Raw genomic sequence first — 19,514 nt, 5'->3', positions numbered from 1 at the left:
TTCAGACTCGTTGAATCGCTTGTCCGGCCACGCGGGGAACAAACGTGTGCGCCGGGCCGAGGCCGGGTATCGTGACCAGCGGGTCGATCTGCAGCAAGGGGATCAGCACGAAGGCGCGCTGGGTCATGCGCGGATGCGGCACCGTCAGCGCCGGCGTCGAAATAATTTGCTGTCCGTAGAGTTCAATATCCAGGTCCAGGGTGCGCGGCGCGTTAGGGAATGGACGTTCGCGACCGAAATCCAGTTCGATGGCCTGCAGCGCCTGCAGCAGTTCCTGCGGCGGCAAGGCGGTATCGATGCGCACGACAGCGTTGATGTAATCGTCGCCGCCGGCATCGATCGGCGCAGTGCGGAACAGGCTGGACTGCGCGCCGAGGGTCGTGTCGGGCAACTGCTTCAAGCGCTCGATTGCGCGCTCTACATTGGCGCGCGCATCGCCGAGATTCGAACCGATACCGATATAGCAGGCGGTTCGCGCTGCACTCATGTGCTGCTGCCCTCGGCCGGTGCCGGCGCGCCTGCTGCTTTCTGCTTGTTGCGGCCGCCGCGGCGACGGCGCTTTTTCGGTGCCAGGCCTTCGCTCTCAACCTTTGGCTTGCGCGCAATCAGTTCTGCGCGGCCCTCGCCGTCGGCGGCCATGAATGCCGTCCACCATTCGCCGATCTCCGGATCGATCTCACCCGATTCGCAGCGCAGCAGCAGAAAGTCGTAGCCGGCACGCATGCGAGGATGCTCCAGCAGCTTGTAGGGCGACTTGCCGGTACGCCGATCGAAGCGCGGCTGCATGGCCCAGATGTCGCGCATGTCGGTGGCGATGCGGCGTTGCAGAGCGAGCTTTTCGGTCTGCGCCTCCAGCACGTCGTCAGCCGCCATGTGCAGCGCCGGAATCGGATATTCGCCGGCGGCCTGATAGGCATTCCACTTTTCCAGCACCTGGTGCCAGAGCAGGGCAGCGAACAGGAATCCGGGCGAGACGCCCTTGCCCTGCCGGACGCGCTCGTCGGTGCCGGCCAGCGCCAGGGTGACGAATTTTTCGCCGAGCGGCTGTTCCAGCACGACATCCAGCAGCGGCAGCAGCCCGTGGTGCAGGCCTTCCTTGCGCAACTGCTGCAGGCAGGCCAGTGCGTGTCCGCTCAACAGCAGCTTCAGCATCTCATCGAATACGCGCGCAGCCGGAACGTTGTTGATCAGCGGCGCCATCACCTGGATCGGTTCGCGCGTCGACGCATCGATCACGAAGCCCAGCTTGGCTGCAAAGCGCACCACGCGCAACAGGCGCACCGGGTCTTCGCGAAAGCGTGCTTCCGGCGCACCGATGATGCGTAGCGTCCGACTGCGGATGTCGGCGATGCCATTGTGGTAGTCGAGCACGCTGCGCGTGGCCGGGTCGTAGTACATCGCGTTGATGGTGAAGTCGCGCCGCGCTGCATCTTCATGCTGCTCGCCGAAGGTGTTGTCGCGCAGCACGCGGCCATGCTCGTCCTTGGGCGCGCCCTCGGAGGAGGCGCCGCGGAAGGTCGTCACTTCGATGAGATCCTGACCGAACATCACATGCACGATCTGGAAGCGTCTGCCGATGATGAAGGCGCGGCGGAACATCCGCTTGACCTGTTCCGGGGTGGCATTGGTGGCCACGTCGAAATCCTTCGGCTTCACCCCGAGCAGCAGGTCGCGCACCGCACCGCCGACAATGAATGCCTTGAAGCCAGCTTCCTGCAGCGTTTGTGTCACGCGCACTGCATTGTGTGACAGCAGTTGCGGATCAATGCCATGCTCATTCGGTCCGAGCACGACCGGCGCATGACTATTCGTTTTCTGTTTGACGCCAAGGATGCGCTTGATTAACTTTTTAATCATCGAATAAAGTCAGGATAGGCCAGCCTTTTGCCTGCGCATGGGCTTTCAGCAAGGCGTTGGGGTTGGTTGCGACCGGGTTGGTGACGGCCGAGAGCAGCGGAATGTCGTTTTGCGAATCGCTGTAGAAGTAACTGCGATCGAAGGTGTCGAGCGACTTCCCCTGTGCAGCCAGCCACTCGTTGGTATGGGCGACCTTGCCCGGTCCGGAGGTGGGAATGCCGCGCAGCCTGCCGGTGATCTCGCCTTTGTCCGTGACATCGGGTTCCGCCGCGATCAGGTTGCGTACGCCGAACGCGGCGGCGATCGGCTCGGTGACGAAACGATTGGTGGCGGTGATGATAGCGACCAGGTCGTCGGCGTCCTGGTGGCGTTTCACCAGGTCGAGCGCTGCGGGCAGGATCGCCGGCGCGATGACTTCTTCCATGAACTGCCTGTGCCATTCGTCCAGTTGTTTGCGCGTGAACTGCGCCAGCGTGCCGAGCGCGAATTCCAGGTATTCCACGGGATCGAGCGTGCCGGCTTCGTACTGCGCATAGAAATCGGCGTTGCGCCTGGCGAACGATTCCGCGTCCACCGCGCCGATGCGCGCCAGAAATTGTCCCCACTCGTAATCGGAGTCGAGCGGAATCAATGTATTGTCAAGATCGAATAAAGCGAGATTCATTATGCCTTGGGTTCACCTTCGAGTTGCAGCAGGCTTCGCAGGAGGGGCAGCGTGATCGGGCGTTGCGTCTCCAGAGAATACTGGTCCAGCGCATCCAGCATGGCCGACAGGGACCGCATGTCCCGCCGGAAATGCGTGATCAGATAGGGTAACACGCCGGGCGATAAAGTGATGCCGCGCAACTGCGCAGCCTGGGTCAGGGCCGCAATTTTTTCTTCATCGGTCAGGCCGTGCAGCTGGTAGATTAGGCCCCAGCCGAGACGCGTGCGCAAGTCCTCGCGCAGGGACAGCCCGGCAGGTGGCTTGTTGCCGGCGGTAACCAGCATGCCGCCGTTTTCCCGCACCTGGTTGAACAGCGCGAAGGCCGCGACTTGCGTGTCCGACGGCAGCTGGTCGCAATCGTCGACAACGTACAAGGCGATCGCCGGGTCGAACAGATAGGCCTCTTCGGGCGCATCGGCCGGAATATATCGGGTGCCGAGGGCGCTTGCCAAGGCGTGCAGCAGATGTGTCTTGCCTGCGCCGGCCTCACCCCACACGTAGACGAAACGTTCGGAAGGCGCCGCGCCGGCCGGTGCGGTGAATCGGCGCAGCAACTGGAGCAGCTCTGCATTTTGTCCAACGACGAAGGTATCCAGGGTCTGCGGCTTTTCCGCGCCCAGGTCGAGCGTTAATTGCCTCATGTCTGACGATAAAAGCTGCTATTGATGTAATGGGTCCGCAAGTGCCTGAAGGCGACTGCGACGATGGCCGATGCCGGCAGGGCGAGCAGCACGCCGACGAAACCGAACAAATGGCCAAATGCGAGCAGGGCGAAGATCACCGCCAGTGGCGGCAGGCCGATGCGTTCGCCGACCAGGCGCGGCGTCAGGAAAAAGCCTTCGATGACCTGCCCCGTGCCGTAAATGCCTGCGACCAGCAGCAGGCCGTGCAGGCCTTCGAACTGCAGGATGGCGGCGATCAGCGCCAGCACCAGGCCGAGACCAAAGCCGAGATAGGGAATGAAAATCAGTATCCCGGTGAGAATGCCGACCGGCACCGCCACGTCGAAGCCGGCAATGGCCAGCGCAGCGGAGTAATAAACGGCCAGTATCAGCATCACCGCAAGTTGTCCTCGCAGGTACTGCGCCAGCAGCCCGTCGACGTCCTTGCCGAAACCGGTTGCCCTGCCCACCCAGCGGCGCGGAATGAGGTTATGCATGCGAGCGACCACTGCATGCCAGTCGAGCAGCAGGTAGAACAGCGCGACGGGGATCAGGGACAGGGTGGCGAGCCAGCCGAGCATGGCGATGCCGCCGACCTTGGCCGAGGCAAGCAGCGTGCTCCAGATCTCGTCGCCGCTCGTGGCGAAATACTGCGAAACGATGCGCTTGATGCCGATACCGTCGAGGCGCACTCTGATCCCGAGCTCCTGCAGTTTCGGCGCGAGCGCGGCATTCAGGCGGCTGAGAGCGTACGGAAGCTGTTCCTGCAGCAGCGGGATCTGCTTTTGCATGACCGGCAACACGACCAGGACCAGCGCGAGGATCGCTGCCAGGAGCAGCAGCATCACGATGACGACCGCCAGCACGCGCGGCATGCGGACCTTGCCGACTTGCCGGGATGACAACCAGTCCGTCGTCGGATTGAGCGCGTACGCGAGGACACCGGCGGCGATGAACGGCGCCAGCACCGGTCCCAGCTTCACCAGCAATGCCGCCAGCACGAGCCCGACCGCCAGCCACAAAACGGTCTGCTTCTGTTCGGAGTTCAATGAAAACGGCATCTATCGTGGTTTGGACGAACGGTTTGTTAAAATAGCGGTTTGGTCCGGCATTTTTGCCTTAACCGTCTATTTTACCGCCTCTGCATCTATTCACATCATGAGTTCCACATCCAACGTCTCCCTTTCCTACCGCGACGCCGGTGTTGATATCGACGCAGGCGACGCCCTGGTCGAAGCGATCAAGCCGTTTGCCAAACGTACCATGCGCGAGGGGGTGCTCGGCGGCATCGGCGGCTTCGGCGCCTTGTTCGAGATCAGCAAGAAGTACAAGGAGCCGGTACTGGTATCGGGAACCGACGGCGTCGGCACCAAGCTGAAGCTGGCGTTCCACCTTGACAAGCATGACACGGTGGGCATCGACCTCGTGGCGATGAGCGTGAACGACATCCTGGTGCAGGGCGCCGAACCGCTGTTCTTCCTGGATTATTTTGCCTGCGGCAAGCTGAATGTGGGGGCCGCCACCGACGTTATCAAGGGTATTGCCCAAGGGTGCGAGCAGGCCGGCTGCGCGCTGATCGGTGGCGAAACCGCCGAGATGCCAAGCATGTATCCGGACGGCGAATACGACCTGGCGGGCTTCGCAGTCGGCGCGGTCGAAAAATCGAAAATCATCGATGGCAGCAAGATTGTGCCGGGCGACGTGGTTCTCGGCCTGGCGTCCTCTGGCGCGCATTCCAACGGTTATTCGCTGGTGCGCAAGATCATTTCGGTGGCACAGCCCGATTTGAATGCGGACTTCCACGGCCGCCGCCTGGCCGACGTGCTGATGGCGCCGACGCGCATCTACGTCAAGCCTTTGCTGGCGCTGATGGAGAAGCTCGAGGTCAAGGGCATGGCGCACATCACCGGCGGTGGCCTGGTGGAAAACGTGCCGCGCGTGCTGGGCGACAAGCTGACTGCAGTGCTGCATCGCGATGCCTGGACCATGCCGCCGCTGTTCACCTGGTTGCAGCAGCATGGCGGCGTGGCGGATGCGGAAATGCATCGTGTCTTCAACTGCGGCATCGGCATGGCGGTCATCGTCAGCAAGGAAAACGCGGACGCGGCAATTGCCCAATTGCAAGCTGCCGGCGAGACCGTCACGCGCATCGGTGAAATCCGCGAACGCCAGGGCAGCGAGGCGCAGACGATCGTTGTCTGATCGCTGTTGGTGAAGTCTCAAGAAACGGCCGCTGGAAATTCCAGCGGCTTTTTTTATCGAATGCTCAGGGAGTACGAATGTGATCGACCAGTGCATTGACGCGCTGGTCGGGCGGCGGTGTCAGCAGGCTCACCACGGCGAGCGTCAGGAAGCCGATCGGCACGCCGAAGACGCCTGCCGAAATGGGCGCAATGCCGAACCATGCATTGTCCGCCGAGCCGCCGAGCGCGGGGTAGGTGCGGAGCATGTAGTACACCGCTACCGAAAAACCGACGACCATCGCAGTGATTGCGCCCTGCTGGTTGGCGCGCTTCCAGAAAACGCCTAGCACCAGCGAAGGGAACAGCGTCGAGGCTGCAAGGGAGAAGGCGGCGCCGACCATGGAAAGGATGTCCCCGGGCTTGAGTGAGGCGGCATAGGCTGCGATCAGCGCGACGACGAGCAGCAGGAGCTTGGAAATCGTCACCCGTTTCTGCGTGGATGCTGTCGGGTCGACCGTCTTGTAATAAATATCGTGCGACAGCGCGTTCGAAATCGTCAGCAGCAGGCCGTCGGCGGTCGACAACGCTGCTGCCAGCCCGCCGGCAGCGACCAGCCCCGATATCACATAGGGAAGCCCGGCGATTTCCGGCGTCGCGAGCACGACGATGTCGCCGTCCATCATGATCTCGGCGAGCTGCACGATTCCGTCCTTGTTCAAGTCGGTGATTGATACCAGCGGATTGACCTTGTCAATGTTCGCCCAGTACGACACCCAGGCCGGCATGTGGGAGAACTCCGTGCCGACCAGCGAGGTATAGATGTCGTATTTGACCAGGACCGCCAGCGCCGGCACGGTCACGTACAACAGCATGACGAAGAACAGCGTCCAGAACACCGAGCGGCGCGCTTCGCGTACCGAGGGCGTGGTGTAGAAGCGTACCAGGATGTGGGGCAGCGCCGCCGTTCCCATCATCAGGCACAGGACGAGTGCGAGGAAATTGTTGCGCTTGCCATCCGAGATCGCTTTTGTCGCGCCAGGGAAGGGCTTCGTGTGCTCAACGACCGGCTCGGCCCGCGCAAGGTTGAACGCCTTCGCTTCCGTCCACTTGTGCCGCGCCTCGTCCACGTCTTTGGGGTACTCGGCGAGCGCGCGTACGCCCGCTTTGATTTCGATCAGCGAAGCATTGCTCCTCTTCAGGTCATCGACCTGGCGCTGCAGCTCCACCATGCCTTCTTCCCATGACTTCGGCAGCGTGCGCAGCTTCGTTTCATACTCTTCCGCCCGCTTCTGGAAAATGGCCCGGACCTCCTGCTCCTTCGGATCGTCATTGAGCTGCTTTTCGCGCGCGCTCAGCTTGGCGAGCGCGCTGCCATAGGCGATTTGCGGAATCGGCACGTTGGTGTGCTTCACCGAGAGCCATGCCACCGGGATCATGTACGCGATGATGATGATGATGTACTGCGCCACCTGGGTCCAGGTGATGGCACGCATGCCGCCCAGGAAGGAGCAGACGAGGATGCTGGCCAGTCCAAGGAAGATCCCGACCGAAAAATCCACGCCGGTGAAGCGCGAGGTGATCAGGCCGACACCGTAAATCTGCGCCACCACATAGGTGAACGACACCAGGATGGTCGCCGTGACCGCCACGATCCGGATCAGGTTGCCACCACTGCGGCTGGCATAGCGCGCCGCAAGGAAATCAGGAATCGTGTACTGGCTGAACTTGTTGATGAAGGGAGCGATCAGGAACGCGACCAGACAATATCCGCCCGTCCATCCAAGAATGTAAGCCAGGCCATCGAAGCCCATGACATACAGGCCGCCGGCCAGGCTGATGAAGCTCGCTGCCGACATCCAGTCGGCGGCTGTCGCGATTCCGTTGAAGAGCGCAGGAACGCGCCGGCCGGCCACATAGTATTCGGACACATCGGAGGTGCGGCTGATAACGCCGATGCCGGCATACAGCACGATGGTCGAAAACATGAACATGTATCCGATCCAGGCGCGAGGAAATCCTTCCTTTTCGAGGACAGCCAGGGCGAGCAGGAAAACGATGAAGCAGACGGTATACCAGCTGTAATAGCTGACCAGGCGCCGGAAAAAGGATTTGCTGTTACTGGCCATCGTGGCTGTCACCCTTCAGGATCTGGTCCAGGCGCCGCATGCGCTTCACATACAGCGCCAGGATGAGCAGGTAGAAAAAGGTCAAGCCTTGCGCGGCCATGTAAAACGAGAGCGGCCAGCCGAACACGGTGATCTTGGAGAGTTCGCGGGCGTAGAAAATGACGCCAAAGGTGGAAGCAAACCAGACGATGATCAGCGCCGCCGTGAACCGTTGCACCTTCCTCCAGTACAGCGCGCGGAGCTGCGCCATCTTTTCGGTATTCTGCGGCATCATCCGATGTCCTCGATGAATTCGGGCCGCTGCTCCATCCGCAGGCTCACGCGCACCAGGCAGCCAGGGTATTTCGGGTCATGGCTGTTTGGATTGTTGTGGATCTCGACAGTCGCCCCATGCTGCTGTGCGATTTCCCGCACGATGGCCAGCCCGAGGCCGCTTCCTTCGACGCTGCTGCCGAGGATACGGTAAAAGCGCTCGAATACATGCGCACGTTCCGCTGGCGGAATGCCCGGGCCGGTGTCTTCCACTTCGAGGATTGCCTGGCCCTCGACGGCGTCCGTGTGCACGCGCACGGTGACGCTGCCGCCCTCAGGCGTGTAATGCAGCGCGTTGTCGATCAGGTTGCTCAGCAATTCACGCAACATGACCGGATTGCCGCGCACCATGACGGGATGCCCGGGTTGCTCGAAACCGAGATCGATGCGGCGCGTGAACGAGGGTTGCACCCAGTCCTGCACGACCTTGCGCGCCAGTTCGGACAATTCCAGCGGAACGAAGGGCTTGCTTTCCGGCGTTTGGTTTTCTGCGCGCGCGAGCGCCAGCAACTGATTGACCAGGCGCGTCGCGCTTTCGGAACTCTTCGATAGCTGCTCCAGCGAACGCCGGATTTCAGCCTGGCTGGTTTCACGCATCGCCAGCTCCGATTGCATGCGCATGCCGGCGAGCGGCGTCTTCATCTGGTGCGCCGCGTCGGCAATGAAGCGTTTCTGCATCTCGATGCTCTGGGACAGACGCTCGAGCATGTCGTTGAGCGAGCGCACCAGCGGCGAGATCTCTTCCGGCACCTGGCCCGATTCGATTGGGCTCAGGTCGTCGGGACGGCGCGCCCGGATGCGTTGCTGCAATTCGGCCAGCGGCGACAGGCCGCGCGAGAGCGCGAACCAGACCAGTGCCAGGGCGATCGGCAGGATGATGAACTGCGGCAGGATCACGCCCTTGATGATTTCATTGGCGAGATGGGCGCGCTTGTCCAGCGTTTCCCCCACCTGCACCAGCGCAAGGTAGGGTTCTTTCAAGGCGGCGCGGCCGTTCCGGTTGCGGCGCAAGTCGACATACACGTACGCCACGCGGACTTCTGCACCGTGCATCGAACTGTTGCGAAACTGTACCGAACCGGTGAGTACCTTGTCTTCCTCCGGAGGCGGGGGCGGCAGGTCGCGGTCACCGTCAACGAATTCGCCGTGCGGCCCGATGACCTGGAAATAGACATTGTCGACATCATCTGCACGCAGGATGTCGCGTCCTGAGCTGGACAAGGGTGCGACAAGCTTGCCGTTGACTTCCTTGACCTGCTGCGCGAGCACCGTCACGCGATCGTCAAGCATGCGGTCAAACGGGTGGTTGGCAATCGATTTCGCAACCAGATAGGTGATGGCGATGCTCATCGGCCACAGCAGTAGCAGGGGAACCAGCATCCAGTCCAGGATCTCCCCGAACAGGGAGCGCTGTATGCGTTCTTCCGGCTGCGTGGCGACCGATTCGGCGCCGTTTGGATGGGAAGACGAGTCGGACGCGGCGGGAGCGTTCGCATCCAGACGTTGTGCGTCACTCATGGAAAATGTCAGGTTGAGGGGGCCGTGCCTTGGTCTTTGGCCGCGGCGGGCGCATTGGGATCCGTGTACTTTTCCAGGCAGTAACCCAGGCCGCGCACGGTGGCGATGCGCACGCCGCCGACTTCGATCTTCTTGCGCAGGCGGTGCACATACACTTCAATGGCGTTGTTGCTGACCTCTTCGCCCCATTCGCACAGATGATCGACCAATTGTTCCTTTGATACCAGGCGGCCCGTACGCTGCAGCAGCACCTCCAGCAGGCCGAGTTCGCGCGCTGACAGGTCCAGCATCTGGTCATTTATGTAGGCGATCCGCCCCACCTGGTCGTAAGACAGCGGCCCATGCTTGATCACGGTCGGGCCGCCACCGGCGCCGCGCCGCGTCAGCGCGCGCACGCGTGCCTCCAGTTCCGACAGGGCAAAGGGCTTGGCCATGAAATCATCCGCGCCGAGATCCAGGCCCTTGACGCGCTGCTCAATGGAGTCGCCGGCCGTAAGGATCAGCACCGGCAGGCGGGAGTTGCGCGCGCGCAGGCGTCGCAGCACTTCCAGGCCGGACATTTTCGGCAGGCCAAGGTCGAGGATGAGAAGATCGAAATCCTGGGTTGACAGGGCAGAGTCGGCTTCCAGCCCGTTTTTGACGCAGTCGGTGGCATAGCCGGATTGACGCAGGGACCGTGTCAGTCCGTCGGCTAGTACACTATCGTCTTCGGCAAGCAAGATACGCATGGTTGGCACTCTGCAATCAATTCAATGTAGTCTATTGCTTTTCCCAAATGGCAGCAAGGCAGAGTGGAACTGGGCATCCCTAGCGATCGCAATAAACTTTTCCCGGGAATGAAAATTTGCGCTTGCATAAAGCACTGGTTTTTTATACAGTATGGCCTGTGACGTCGAAAAGCAGGCTCCAAAAAACTGATTTGGACTCTACTCATCTCTAACCGTCGAAAGAATACACATGGACGAAAAGAAATCCGTGCAGAACCCGGAAAAGGCAAAAGCGCTTGCCGCCGCGTTGGCACAAATCGAAAAGCAGTTTGGCAAGGGTTCCGTGATGCGCATGGCGGACGGCGCCGTGGCGGAAGAAGTGCAGGTGGTATCGACGGGTTCGCTCGGACTGGATATCGCGCTGGGCGTCGGCGGTCTGCCGCGCGGCCGCGTGGTGGAAATCTATGGTCCGGAGTCCTCCGGTAAAACCACGCTGACCCTGCAGGCCATCGCTGAAATGCAGAAACTCGGTGGTACCTGTGCATTCATCGACGCCGAGCACGCGCTTGATGTGATCTATGCGCAAAAGCTGGGCGTTAATCTGTCCGACCTGCTGATCTCTCAGCCGGATACTGGTGAGCAGGCGCTGGAAATCTGCGACGCGCTCGTGCGCTCCGGCAGCGTCGATCTGGTCGTGGTCGACTCGGTGGCTGCGCTGACGCCGCGTGCTGAAATTGAAGGCGACATGGGTGATTCCCTGCCTGGTTTGCAGGCCCGCCTGATGTCCCAAGCGCTGCGTAAATTAACCGGCAGCATCAACCGCACCAACACGCTGGTCATCTTCATCAACCAGATCCGCATGAAGATCGGCGTAATGTTCGGTAACCCGGAGACAACAACGGGTGGTAACGCGCTGAAGTTCTATGCGTCGGTTCGTCTCGACATCCGCCGCACCGGCTCGATCAAGTCCGGCGATGAGGTGATCGGCAACGAAACCAAGGTCAAGGTCGTCAAGAACAAGGTTGCTCCGCCCTTCAAGGAAGCGCATTTCGACATCCTCTATGGCGAAGGCACCTCGCGTGAAGGCGAAATCCTCGATCTCGGCTCCGAGGCGAAGATCGTGGAAAAATCCGGCGCATGGTACAGCTACAACGGAGAGCGCGTGGGTCAAGGCAAAGACAATGCGCGCAACTACCTGAAGGAGCATCCTGAACTTGCGCGCGAGATCGAAAACAAGGTGCGCGCGGCGCTCGGCGTACCTGAACTTCCGCCTGCTGTCGCCGAAGCAGAGTAAAAGTCAATCAGGCGGGCATTTTGCCCGCCATCCCGAATACTTCACGTGAGGGAGCCCGCGCTGCTGGATCACCATGGCAAAGTTGCAAATGAGTCTAAAGGCGCGGGCTCTGAAGTATTTGTCCGCTCGCGAGCACAGCCGGCTTGAACTTTCCCGCAAACTTTCCCGCTATACTCAGGAAGGTGACGACATCGAGGCCTTGCTCGATACCCTGGAAGCCGCCAAGCTGCTGTCTCAATCCCGTTTTTCTGAATCCCTCGTGCACCGCCGCGCTTCGCGTTTCGGTAACAGCCGGATCCTGTCCGAGTTGCAGACTCACGGCATCGACGGTGAGGCACTCAATGAAATCAAGGCCAACCTGTCCCAAGATGAAGCGGTGCGGGCATGCGAGGTGTGGCGAAAGCGGTTTGACCATCCTCCAACCGACGCAGTGGAGCGCGCAAAACAGATGCGTTTTCTTCAGCAGCGCGGCTTCTCCCGCATTGCCATCCAGGCCGCCATGCGTGCGGCTGGGACTTCCGACGACTGAGAATTCCGGACGATTTTTGGGGCGTCATTGCCACTTTTCCGAATCCCGGAACAGTTTGACCTTGTTGATCTTTCACCATTGCGACCATTCGTGCCGATGACACCTTGAATCGCGCGCCATGCCGCTGCTCCAGCCAGCGCTCCAGTCACGGAAATGTCGCGATGGTTAAAGGCTGACGACCTGTGCTACACTCTCCAGAATTTTGCAGCGCCGCAGGAGCGGCTGTTGTCGTAGAAGCTGCGGCAACGACGCGCAATTGCGGCTTTTTTATTGCCGCTCCTCCGGCATTGGTTCTTCATATGCCCTTATCTCCGCCGACATCTCGCCGTGCCTTGAAGCACACGCGCACAATCCAGGTCGAAGCATTCGCTCGCGACGATGGCTTGTGGGATATCGACGCGCATATCACTGACGTCAAGACTCGCCCCATCAATCTGGCATCCGGCTCAAGGTCTGCGGGCCAACCGATTCATGATCTCTGGGTGCGTCTGACCGTCGATACGCAATTCAATATCATCGCCGCCGAAGCGGTTTCCGACTCTGTTCCTTATCCCGGTCATTGCGACACGATCGGCCCCGCTTACAAAAAGCTGGTTGGGCTCAATCTTCTCAAGGGCTTCCGCGAAGGTGTCAAGCAGCGTCTGGCAGGCATTCAAGGATGTACCCATCTGACCGAACTCGCGCTCGTCTTGCCGACTGCCGTTGTTCAGGCATACGCCGGTGACGTGCTCGACACGCGCGATGGCGCGAGCGCCGATGGGCAGAGCCACAAACCGTTTCAACTCGACCGCTGCCATGCCCTGCGCACCGACGGCGAAGCGGTCGCCAAATACTATCCGCGCTGGGCGGTAAGGTCGCTGGCAGAATCCGAATCCAGCTAGTTTCAACAAGCCATTTTTTTCAATAAGCGTCTGAAGGGAAGCTCGCATGAAAATCCATGAGTATCAGGGCAAAGAAATCCTCCGTAAGTATGGAGTGACGGTTCCGCGCGGTATCCCGTGCTTTTCCGTTGAAGAGGCAGTTAAGGCTGCCGAAACTCTGGGAGGTCCGGTCTGGGTCGTCAAGGCACAGATCCATGCCGGCGGCCGCGGCAAGGGCGGTGGCGTGAAAGTCGCCAAGTCGCTCGACCAGGTCAAGGAATACGCAACCACGATCATGGGCATGCAGCTCGTCACGCACCAGACCGGCCCGGAAGGCCAGAAGGTACGCCGCCTGCTGATCGAAGACGGCGCCGATATCAAGAAGGAACTGTACGTCTCCATGGTGACCGACCGCGTTACCCAGCGCGTGGTGATGATGGCTTCCAGCGAAGGCGGCATGGACATCGAAGAAGTGGCGGAGAAGCATCCTGATCTGATCCACAAGGTCGTGATCGACCCGGCAACCGGCCTGACCGACGCTGATGCAGACGACATCGCCGCCAAGATCGGCGTTCCCGCTGCTTCCGTTCCCGACGCGCGCAAGCAGTTCCAGGGCTTGTACAAGGCTTACTGGGAAACCGACGCTTCCCTGGCTGAAATCAATCCGCTGATCCTGACCGGCGACGGCAAGGTCATCGCCCTCGACGCCAAGTTCAACTTCGACGCGAACGCCCTGTTCCGCCATCCGGAAATCGTCGCCATGCGCGACCTGGATGAAGAAGATCCGGCGGAAATCGAAGCATCCAAGTTCGACCTCGCCTACATTTCCCTCGACGGCAACATCGGCTGCCTGGTGAACGGCGCCGGCCTGGCCATGGCGACCATGGACACCATCAAGCTGTTCGGCGGCGAGCCGGCCAACTTCCTCGACGTCGGCGGCGGCGCCACGACCGAGAAAGTGACCGAAGCCTTCAAGCTGATGCTGAAGAACCCGAACCTGAAAGCGATCCTGGTCAACATCTTCGGCGGCATCATGCGCTGCGACGTGATCGCCGAAGGCGTGATCGCTGCCTCCAAGGCAGTTTCGCTCGGCGTGCCACTGGTGGTGCGCATGAAGGGCACCAACGAAGACCTCGGCAAGAAGCTGCTGGCTGAGTCCGGCCTGCCGATCATCTCCGCCGACACGATGGAAGAAGCAGCCCAGAAGGTCGTCGCTGCAGCCAACGGTAAATAATCGCTAAGGGAATACACATGTCGATTCTGATCAACAAAGACACCAAAGTCATCACGCAAGGCATCACCGGCAAGACCGGCCAGTTCCACACCCGCATGTGCCGCGACTACGCCAACGGCAAGAACTGCTTCGTCGCCGGCGTGAACCCGAAAAAGGCCGGCGAGGATTTCGAAGGCATTCCGATTTTCGCCAACGTCAAGGAAGCCAAGGAAAAGACCGGCGCCACCGTGTCCGTCATCTACGTGCCGCCGGCAGGCGCCGCTGCTGCGATCTGGGAAGCCGTCGAAGCCGAACTCGACCTGGCGATCTGCATTACCGAAGGTATCCCGGTACGCGACATGCTGGAAGTCAAAGACCGCATGAAGAAATCCGGCAGCAAGACCCTGCTGCTCGGCCCGAACTGCCCTGGACTGATCACGCCGGACGAAATCAAGATCGGCATCATGCCGGGCCACATCCACAGGAAGGGCCGCATCGGTGTTGTCTCGCGTTCCGGCACGCTGACCTATGAAGCTGTCGCGCAGTTGACCGCGCTCGGCCTCGGCCAGTCGTCCGCTGTTGGTATCGGTGGCGACCCGATCAACGGCCTGAAGCACATCGACGTCATGAAGATGTTCAACGATGATCCCGACACCGACGCCGTCATCATGATCGGCGAGATCGGCGGCCCGGACGAAGCGAATGCGTCCTACTGGATCAAGGACAACATGAAGAAACCGGTGATCGGCTTCATCGCCGGCGTCACCGCGCCCCCGGGCAAGCGCATGGGCCATGCCGGCGCGCTGATTTCCGGCGGCGCCGATACCGCGCAAGCCAAGCTGGAAATCATGGAAGCCTGCGGCATCAAGGTCACGCGCAACCCATCCGAGATGGGACGCCTGCTGAAGGCAGCGCTGTAATCGATCGATTGCTGGCAAGCGACAATAAGCGGGGAGCTTCGGCTCCCCGCTTTTTTTGCCCGCTGCAAAGTATCACGCCCTCTACCGATACCACGATATTCCCGTTCGCCGCGCCGTCATGCTCCGAGTTGATGCACAACGTATAATCTTCGAATGGCAAATAACGTCGGGCTGGAATTCGCTGCAAAAACAGATACCGGACTGGTGCGGGCGCAGAATGAAGATGCGATTGCACTCAGTCCGGATTATGGCTTTGCCGTGCTTGCGGATGGCATGGGGGGGTACAACGCCGGCGAGGTTGCGAGCGGAATCGCGATTGCGACGGTTCGGCAGTCGATGGAAGAAGGTCTCGATGAATTGCAGGGCCATCAAGGAGGACTGCTGACGAACCGCCCGAAGCAGATCCAGCAGTTGATGATCGATTCCATTCGGCGTGCCAATGCCGCCATCTTTGATGCGGCGAAGGCTGAACCCGCTTGCCAGGGAATGGGCACAACGGTAGTGGCGGCCTTATTTCATCATGACAGGCTTATGCTGGCACACGTTGGTGATTCGCGTGCCTATCGATTTCGACCGGGCGAACTCCTTCAGCTGACCAGGGATCATTCCCTGCTGCAGGAGCAGATCGACGCCGGCCTGATCAGCCCGGAATGGGCACGGTTTTCCCAGAACAAGAACCTGGTGACGAGGGCCGTGGGTGTCGGCCCCGAGGTGGAAGTGGAAATCCACGAACATTTGGTCGAGGCGGGGGACGTGTATCTCCTTTGTTCGGATGGACTGTCCGACATGCTGTTGCCCGAGGAAATTGAGGACCTGCTGGCGAATCAGCAGACATCGCTGGAGCAGGTATGCGATGCGCTTGTGCAGCGGGCAAACGCAAACGGCGGACATGACAACATCTCGGCCATTCTGATCCGGGTTCGCTCAACCGTTGCCGAACCGGACAGCCTGCTGGGAAGAATCCTTGGATGGATCAAATAGTAGAAGGGCTGTCGAAGAAGTCGTAATCGGGGGAGAGCATGGCAAAAATCATCCTGTCAAAGGGAGGCAAAGTGCTTCTGGAGACGGAACTGCGCAAGGGACGGACCACCATCGGTCGCAGGCCGCACAATGACATCGTCATCGACGATCTCGCCATCAGCGCCGAACATGCGATGATCGTCTTGCTGGATCGCGATTCCTTCCTGGAAGACCTGAACAGCACCAACGGTACGCAGGTGAACGGCCAGCCCGTGAGAAAGCATTTCCTGCAGAATGATGATGTGATCGAGCTGGCGCAGTTCCGAATTACCTATCTTGAGACCCAAGTTTCACGCGCTGGTCACTTCCCGGACAGCGCGACGAAACCAGGCGTCGCTTCCGGCGATGCAGGAAAATTGGCAAGAATCAAAGTGTTGAGCGGCGCCGGTGCGGGGCGGGAAACCATAATCAACAAGCCAATTACGACCATCGGCAAGCCAAACGTGCAGATTGCTGTGATCATTTTGCAGCCACAAGGTTATTCCATTGCGCATGTTGAAGGAGAAGGTTGCCTTCTGATTAACGATGCGCCGATCCGGACAGAGCCTCACCAGCTAGTGCACGGGGATGTGATCGATCTATCCGGCACACGGATGCAATTTTTGTACAACTGACATCGGTGGTATTGCTGAGCCTGCTGCCGCAAGCTGACAATTTTTGTCTTAATTGTCTTCTTGCAACCGTATCAGGAATTAAGTGACAAATATCGTCAGTAACGGACAAAAAATTAGCACATTTCCCCCGGAAAACCTAGTCGAGGCTAGAAATATCGCGCTGGCATGCTCGTTGCAATATGGAAATCGAGGCGAACGTCCCGCCTACTTTCCAAATGGGAGAAACGAAATGAAATCAATGAAAATGATTCAACGCGCGCAACGCGGCTTTACGCTGATTGAATTGATGATCGTGGTGGCGATCATCGGTATTCTGGCTGCTGTGGCAATTCCTCAATATCAGGACTACGTGCTCAAATCGAAGTGGGCTGCTGCTGTAACCGGAATTGATGGTGTGAAACAATCCATCTTCCAATGTCTGCAAAACAATGAGAACGATGGAACCAAATGTGCGGCTGTGGCCGACCTCAATTCGTACGGTTTCGCCGGTAGTGCATTGCCGACTCCTCAGAATGCTGCAGCAGCTGTCACATTGGCAGGAACCGCTACTTCTGGCAATACTCCGGGCAAGGTTACAGTCACCTTTACAGGTAACGCATCTATCGGCGCCTATAAATATGAGGCCGATTGCGGCCCGGGAACGGATGGCAACGTTGCTTGCTTGTCTACCGGCTCTGATACGCTTCCGGCAAAATCAGGCTTTGAGGCCGGCTCAGGCAAGAAGCGCTAATACGGTCGCAAGAAGGTATCCTCAAGAGGATTTCGCTTGATTAAGAAAACACCCCAGACTTGGAAACAGGCTGGGGTGTTTTTCAATTTCATCGCATCTTTTTAAATGCCACCAAGCTAACAATTTCATGCTTGATACGTCGGTCAGGACGTCGACGTTACCCAATCACCGGATTTTCCACCGTGCTTCTCGAGTAACCTAATGCCGGCAATGACCATTCCGCGATCCACGGCCTTGCACATATCGTAAATCGTCAGCAGACCGATTTGCACAGCGGTGAGTGCTTCCATCTCCACACCGGTTTTGCCAAACGTTTCCACCTGCGCAGTACAGGTAATTTCAGAAGAAGCAGCATGAATTTCAAAATCCACGGCGACGCGCGTCAACGCCAGCGGATGACAAAGCGGTATCAAGTCGCTCGTTCGCTTCGCCCCCATGATCGCCGCAATCCTGGCAATTCCCAGCACATCGCCCTTCTTCGCCGTCCCTGACTGAATGATCGCCAGCGTCTCCGGCTTCATGCGTATGGTGCCGGTAGCCACTGCGACCCGGTGTGTCTCATTCTTGGCGCCGACATCGACCATATGCGCCTTGCCGGCTTCGTCGAAATGGGTCAGGCCGCCGTTGTCGTTCGTGGCGTCTTTATCAACTTTACTGGTGCTCATGAGTAATGGCTTCTGGTGATTCTTGAACGAACTACGAGTGCGGGTATCATAGCATCGTAGAACTGACCTATTCCTTCTTCTTTTTTTGATAACAATGCGTCTGAAGAGTGTCATCGGCATCGCCATCCTCAGCCTGCTGCCCATCGTCGCCGCACCGTCGCTGGCAACCGAACAAAGCCTGCCCAGCCTCGGTGACACCGAGCGCGGAGAGCTGTCTCCACTCATGGAGCGCAAGCTCGGCGAGCAGATCATGCGCGACATCCGCCGCGATCGCGATTACCTCGACGATGCGCCCGTGCTGGAATACCTCAACAATTTCGGATCATCGCTGGTGGCTGCCCGTCCGGAAGCGCGCGGTGAGGCCGGCTACGATTTTTTCTTCTTCGCGGTGCGCGACCCGATGCTGAACGCCTTCGCGCTGCCCGGCGGTTTCATCGGCGTGCATTCTGGGCTGATCCTCGCCGCGCAGAACGAGTCCGAGCTGGCGTCGGTGCTGGCGCATGAAATCGGCCACGTCGCGCAGCGTCACATCGCGCGTATGCTCGGCAAGCAGAAGCAGGATTCGCTGATCCCGCTCGCCTCGGCAGTGCTGGCCGCGCTGGCCGCACGTTCCAATCCGGATGCCTCCGCCGCGTTGCTGATGGGCGGGCAGGGCATGGCCTTGCAGCGCCAGCTGAACTTCAGTCGTGATGCCGAGCGCGAGGCGGACCGGATCGGCTTGGGAATCCTGCGCGATGCGCATTTCGACACCTCAGGCATGATTGCCTTCTTTGGACGCTTGCAGAACGCGACCCGCTCCTACACCGACGCCGCGCCGGCCTATCTGCGCTCGCATCCGCTTACCACGGAGCGCATTGCTGACATCCAGGCCCGCATACGCGAACAGCCGTATCGCCAGCACGCCGACAATCTCGATTTCTACCTCGTCCGCTCCCGTGTCCGCGTGTTGCAGGACCCGTCACCGCAGGGACTGCTGGATGCTGAGGTGGCGTTTGAATCGCAAGCGGAGCAAAAGTCGCGCATGCAGATCGTTGCGGCGAAATACGGCCAGGCGCTGGTCGCGCTGAGGCAGGGCGCGCCGGACAAGGCACAGGATCTGCTCAAGCAGGCCTATGCAGCCACCTCACCGAGTGGCGCGCAAAGCGCGATACTCAGCGGACTGGGCATCGAGATCAAGCTCGCCGCAAACAAGCCTGAAGAGGCGCTCAAGCAGGCCGACGCAGCGCGCGCCAAATTTCCGCTGTCGCGCGTGATCGCACAGCAATATGCAGACGCGCTGATTGCTGCCGGCCGTCTCGACGCTGCGGTCAGTTTCCTGCGTGACCAGGCTCAGCTATACCGACAGGAGCCGAAAGTGCAGGATCAGCTGGCCAGGGCCTATGCGGCGCAGGGCAAGCAGGCCTTGCAGCATCTGGCGCTGGCTGAGTCGTACGCGCTTTCGGGGAGCATGCCGGCGGCCATCGACCAGCTTGGCATCGCGCGGCGCTCGCCGGATGCATCGTTCTATGACCAGGCTGTCATCGACGCGCGCGAACGCGAGTTCAAGGCGCGCTGGATGGAGGAAATGAAAGAGGCGAAGCAGGACCGCTGAGATGTTC

20 protein-coding genes are annotated in these 19,514 nt (G+C 59.9%); 10 read left to right on the top strand and 10 right to left on the bottom strand.

Going from position 1 to position 19,514, the window contains the following annotated elements:
• Position 1: 1 nt before the first annotated feature.
• Genes folK through VJ698_RS00805 form a run of 5 tightly spaced genes read right to left on the bottom strand, consistent with a single transcriptional unit; the run spans position 2 to position 4,286 of the window.
• Positions 2 to 487: a 2-amino-4-hydroxy-6-hydroxymethyldihydropteridine diphosphokinase gene (folK, locus tag VJ698_RS00825; protein WP_324100742.1), complete on the bottom strand. Its 486-nt coding sequence runs from the start codon at positions 485 to 487 to the stop codon at positions 2 to 4.
• Positions 484 to 1,857 carry a polynucleotide adenylyltransferase PcnB gene (pcnB, locus tag VJ698_RS00820; protein WP_324100741.1) on the bottom strand — a complete coding sequence of 458 codons (1,374 nt, stop codon included), beginning with the start codon at positions 1,855 to 1,857 and terminating at the stop codon, positions 484 to 486. Before pcnB ends, folK begins: the two co-directional genes overlap by 4 nt.
• On the bottom strand, positions 1,850 to 2,521 hold the full coding sequence (locus VJ698_RS00815; RefSeq protein ID WP_324100740.1) for an HAD family hydrolase: 672 nt from the start codon (positions 2,519 to 2,521) through the stop codon (positions 1,850 to 1,852). Before VJ698_RS00815 ends, pcnB begins: the two co-directional genes overlap by 8 nt.
• The gene (hda, locus tag VJ698_RS00810) at positions 2,521 to 3,204 is read right to left on the bottom strand and encodes a DnaA regulatory inactivator Hda (RefSeq protein ID WP_324100739.1); all 684 of its coding nucleotides are present in this window, start codon (positions 3,202 to 3,204) and stop codon (positions 2,521 to 2,523) included. The genes VJ698_RS00815 and hda overlap by 1 nt, the downstream gene beginning before the upstream one ends.
• Positions 3,201 to 4,286: an AI-2E family transporter gene (locus VJ698_RS00805; protein ID WP_324100738.1), complete on the bottom strand. Its 1,086-nt coding sequence runs from the start codon at positions 4,284 to 4,286 to the stop codon at positions 3,201 to 3,203. Before VJ698_RS00805 ends, hda begins: the two co-directional genes overlap by 4 nt.
• A 97-nt stretch (positions 4,287 to 4,383) precedes the next feature.
• On the opposite strand from VJ698_RS00805, the gene purM reads away from it, so the two are divergent.
• The gene (gene purM / locus VJ698_RS00800; protein WP_324100737.1) at positions 4,384 to 5,427 is read left to right on the top strand and encodes a phosphoribosylformylglycinamidine cyclo-ligase; all 1,044 of its coding nucleotides are present in this window, start codon (positions 4,384 to 4,386) and stop codon (positions 5,425 to 5,427) included.
• Between the two features lie 64 nt (positions 5,428 to 5,491).
• Here the strand turns inward: purM and VJ698_RS00795 are convergent, their stop codons facing one another.
• The 4 genes from VJ698_RS00795 to VJ698_RS00780 are packed head-to-tail and all read right to left on the bottom strand — an operon-like array spanning position 5,492 to position 10,092.
• Entirely contained in the window at positions 5,492 to 7,534 is a 2,043-nt protein-coding gene (locus VJ698_RS00795; RefSeq protein WP_324100736.1) for a sodium:solute symporter family protein, read from the bottom strand.
• Positions 7,524 to 7,808: a DUF4212 domain-containing protein gene (locus tag VJ698_RS00790; protein ID WP_324100735.1), complete on the bottom strand. Its 285-nt coding sequence runs from the start codon at positions 7,806 to 7,808 to the stop codon at positions 7,524 to 7,526. The genes VJ698_RS00795 and VJ698_RS00790 overlap by 11 nt, the downstream gene beginning before the upstream one ends.
• A complete protein-coding gene (locus VJ698_RS00785; RefSeq protein WP_324100734.1) occupies positions 7,805 to 9,364 on the bottom strand; it encodes a sensor histidine kinase in 1,560 nt (519 codons plus the stop codon). The genes VJ698_RS00790 and VJ698_RS00785 overlap by 4 nt, the downstream gene beginning before the upstream one ends.
• Before the next feature lie 8 nt (positions 9,365 to 9,372).
• Positions 9,373 to 10,092: a response regulator transcription factor gene (locus VJ698_RS00780; RefSeq protein WP_324100733.1), complete on the bottom strand. Its 720-nt coding sequence runs from the start codon at positions 10,090 to 10,092 to the stop codon at positions 9,373 to 9,375.
• Positions 10,093 to 10,321: 229 nt separating this feature from the next.
• Between VJ698_RS00780 and recA the strand changes: the two genes are divergently transcribed.
• The 8 genes from recA to VJ698_RS00740 all read left to right on the top strand — a co-directional run bounded on the left by recA (position 10,322) and on the right by VJ698_RS00740 (position 17,251).
• The gene (gene recA / locus VJ698_RS00775) at positions 10,322 to 11,365 is read left to right on the top strand and encodes a recombinase RecA (RefSeq protein WP_324100732.1); all 1,044 of its coding nucleotides are present in this window, start codon (positions 10,322 to 10,324) and stop codon (positions 11,363 to 11,365) included.
• A gap of 73 nt (positions 11,366 to 11,438) precedes the next feature.
• Positions 11,439 to 11,894 carry a recombination regulator RecX gene (gene recX, locus VJ698_RS00770; RefSeq protein ID WP_324100731.1) on the top strand — a complete coding sequence of 152 codons (456 nt, stop codon included), beginning with the start codon at positions 11,439 to 11,441 and terminating at the stop codon, positions 11,892 to 11,894.
• Positions 11,895 to 12,193: 299 nt separating this feature from the next.
• A complete protein-coding gene (locus tag VJ698_RS00765) occupies positions 12,194 to 12,775 on the top strand; it encodes a DUF2889 domain-containing protein (RefSeq protein WP_324100805.1) in 582 nt (193 codons plus the stop codon).
• 46 nt (positions 12,776 to 12,821) lie between these two features.
• A complete protein-coding gene (sucC, locus tag VJ698_RS00760; RefSeq protein WP_324100730.1) occupies positions 12,822 to 13,988 on the top strand; it encodes an ADP-forming succinate--CoA ligase subunit beta in 1,167 nt (388 codons plus the stop codon).
• Positions 13,989 to 14,005: 17 nt separating this feature from the next.
• Positions 14,006 to 14,887: a succinate--CoA ligase subunit alpha gene (gene sucD, locus VJ698_RS00755; protein WP_324100729.1), complete on the top strand. Its 882-nt coding sequence runs from the start codon at positions 14,006 to 14,008 to the stop codon at positions 14,885 to 14,887.
• A gap of 153 nt (positions 14,888 to 15,040) precedes the next feature.
• Positions 15,041 to 15,868, top strand: a complete 828-nt coding sequence (locus tag VJ698_RS00750) for a Stp1/IreP family PP2C-type Ser/Thr phosphatase (RefSeq protein ID WP_324100728.1) — start codon at positions 15,041 to 15,043, stop codon at positions 15,866 to 15,868.
• A 38-nt stretch (positions 15,869 to 15,906) separates the two neighbouring features.
• Complete coding sequence (locus VJ698_RS00745; RefSeq protein WP_324100727.1) at positions 15,907 to 16,521, top strand: FHA domain-containing protein; 615 nt, start codon at positions 15,907 to 15,909, stop codon at positions 16,519 to 16,521.
• Between the two features lie 238 nt (positions 16,522 to 16,759).
• The gene (locus VJ698_RS00740; protein ID WP_414691072.1) at positions 16,760 to 17,251 is read left to right on the top strand and encodes a pilin; all 492 of its coding nucleotides are present in this window, start codon (positions 16,760 to 16,762) and stop codon (positions 17,249 to 17,251) included.
• Between the two features lie 143 nt (positions 17,252 to 17,394).
• On the opposite strand, the gene moaC is transcribed toward VJ698_RS00740, so the two are convergent.
• Positions 17,395 to 17,916, bottom strand: coding sequence for a cyclic pyranopterin monophosphate synthase MoaC (moaC, locus tag VJ698_RS00735; protein WP_324100726.1), 522 nt, complete (start codon positions 17,914 to 17,916; stop codon positions 17,395 to 17,397).
• A gap of 94 nt (positions 17,917 to 18,010) precedes the next feature.
• On the opposite strand from moaC, the gene VJ698_RS00730 reads away from it, so the two are divergent.
• Positions 18,011 to 19,507, top strand: coding sequence for a M48 family metalloprotease (locus tag VJ698_RS00730; RefSeq protein ID WP_324100725.1), 1,497 nt, complete (start codon positions 18,011 to 18,013; stop codon positions 19,505 to 19,507).
• The last annotated feature ends 7 nt before the right edge of the window (positions 19,508 to 19,514 follow it).

The organism is Noviherbaspirillum sp. (assembly GCF_035254685.1).
GTDB lineage: Bacteria > Pseudomonadota > Gammaproteobacteria > Burkholderiales > Burkholderiaceae_D > Noviherbaspirillum.
Note: the sequence above shows the minus strand (reverse complement) of the source record. Positions and strands in the feature narration are given on the sequence as shown.

Bases quoted from the DNA above. Each gene is read 5' to 3' on its own strand.
- VJ698_RS00765 (WP_324100805.1), top strand. From the start codon at position 12,194: ATGCCCTTATCTCCGCCGACATCTCGCCGTGCCTTGAAGCACACGCGC.
- VJ698_RS00740 (WP_414691072.1), top strand. From the start codon at position 16,760: ATGAAAATGATTCAACGCGCGCAACGCGGCTTTACGCTGATTGAATTG.
- sucC (WP_324100730.1), top strand. From the start codon at position 12,822: ATGAAAATCCATGAGTATCAGGGCAAAGAAATCCTCCGTAAGTATGGA.
- moaC (WP_324100726.1), bottom strand. From the start codon at position 17,916: ATGAGCACCAGTAAAGTTGATAAAGACGCCACGAACGACAACGGCGGC.
- VJ698_RS00790 (WP_324100735.1), bottom strand. From the start codon at position 7,808: ATGATGCCGCAGAATACCGAAAAGATGGCGCAGCTCCGCGCGCTGTAC.
- VJ698_RS00785 (WP_324100734.1), bottom strand. From the start codon at position 9,364: ATGAGTGACGCACAACGTCTGGATGCGAACGCTCCCGCCGCGTCCGAC.
- VJ698_RS00805 (WP_324100738.1), bottom strand. From the start codon at position 4,286: ATGCCGTTTTCATTGAACTCCGAACAGAAGCAGACCGTTTTGTGGCTG.
- VJ698_RS00780 (WP_324100733.1), bottom strand. From the start codon at position 10,092: ATGCGTATCTTGCTTGCCGAAGACGATAGTGTACTAGCCGACGGACTG.
- VJ698_RS00815 (WP_324100740.1), bottom strand. From the start codon at position 2,521: ATGAATCTCGCTTTATTCGATCTTGACAATACATTGATTCCGCTCGAC.
- VJ698_RS00750 (WP_324100728.1), top strand. From the start codon at position 15,041: ATGGCAAATAACGTCGGGCTGGAATTCGCTGCAAAAACAGATACCGGA.
- pcnB (WP_324100741.1), bottom strand. From the start codon at position 1,857: ATGATTAAAAAGTTAATCAAGCGCATCCTTGGCGTCAAACAGAAAACG.
- hda (WP_324100739.1), bottom strand. From the start codon at position 3,204: ATGAGGCAATTAACGCTCGACCTGGGCGCGGAAAAGCCGCAGACCCTG.
- recX (WP_324100731.1), top strand. From the start codon at position 11,439: ATGGCAAAGTTGCAAATGAGTCTAAAGGCGCGGGCTCTGAAGTATTTG.
- VJ698_RS00795 (WP_324100736.1), bottom strand. From the start codon at position 7,534: ATGGCCAGTAACAGCAAATCCTTTTTCCGGCGCCTGGTCAGCTATTAC.
- VJ698_RS00730 (WP_324100725.1), top strand. From the start codon at position 18,011: ATGCGTCTGAAGAGTGTCATCGGCATCGCCATCCTCAGCCTGCTGCCC.
- sucD (WP_324100729.1), top strand. From the start codon at position 14,006: ATGTCGATTCTGATCAACAAAGACACCAAAGTCATCACGCAAGGCATC.
- VJ698_RS00745 (WP_324100727.1), top strand. From the start codon at position 15,907: ATGGCAAAAATCATCCTGTCAAAGGGAGGCAAAGTGCTTCTGGAGACG.
- recA (WP_324100732.1), top strand. From the start codon at position 10,322: ATGGACGAAAAGAAATCCGTGCAGAACCCGGAAAAGGCAAAAGCGCTT.
- folK (WP_324100742.1), bottom strand. From the start codon at position 487: ATGAGTGCAGCGCGAACCGCCTGCTATATCGGTATCGGTTCGAATCTC.
- purM (WP_324100737.1), top strand. From the start codon at position 4,384: ATGAGTTCCACATCCAACGTCTCCCTTTCCTACCGCGACGCCGGTGTT.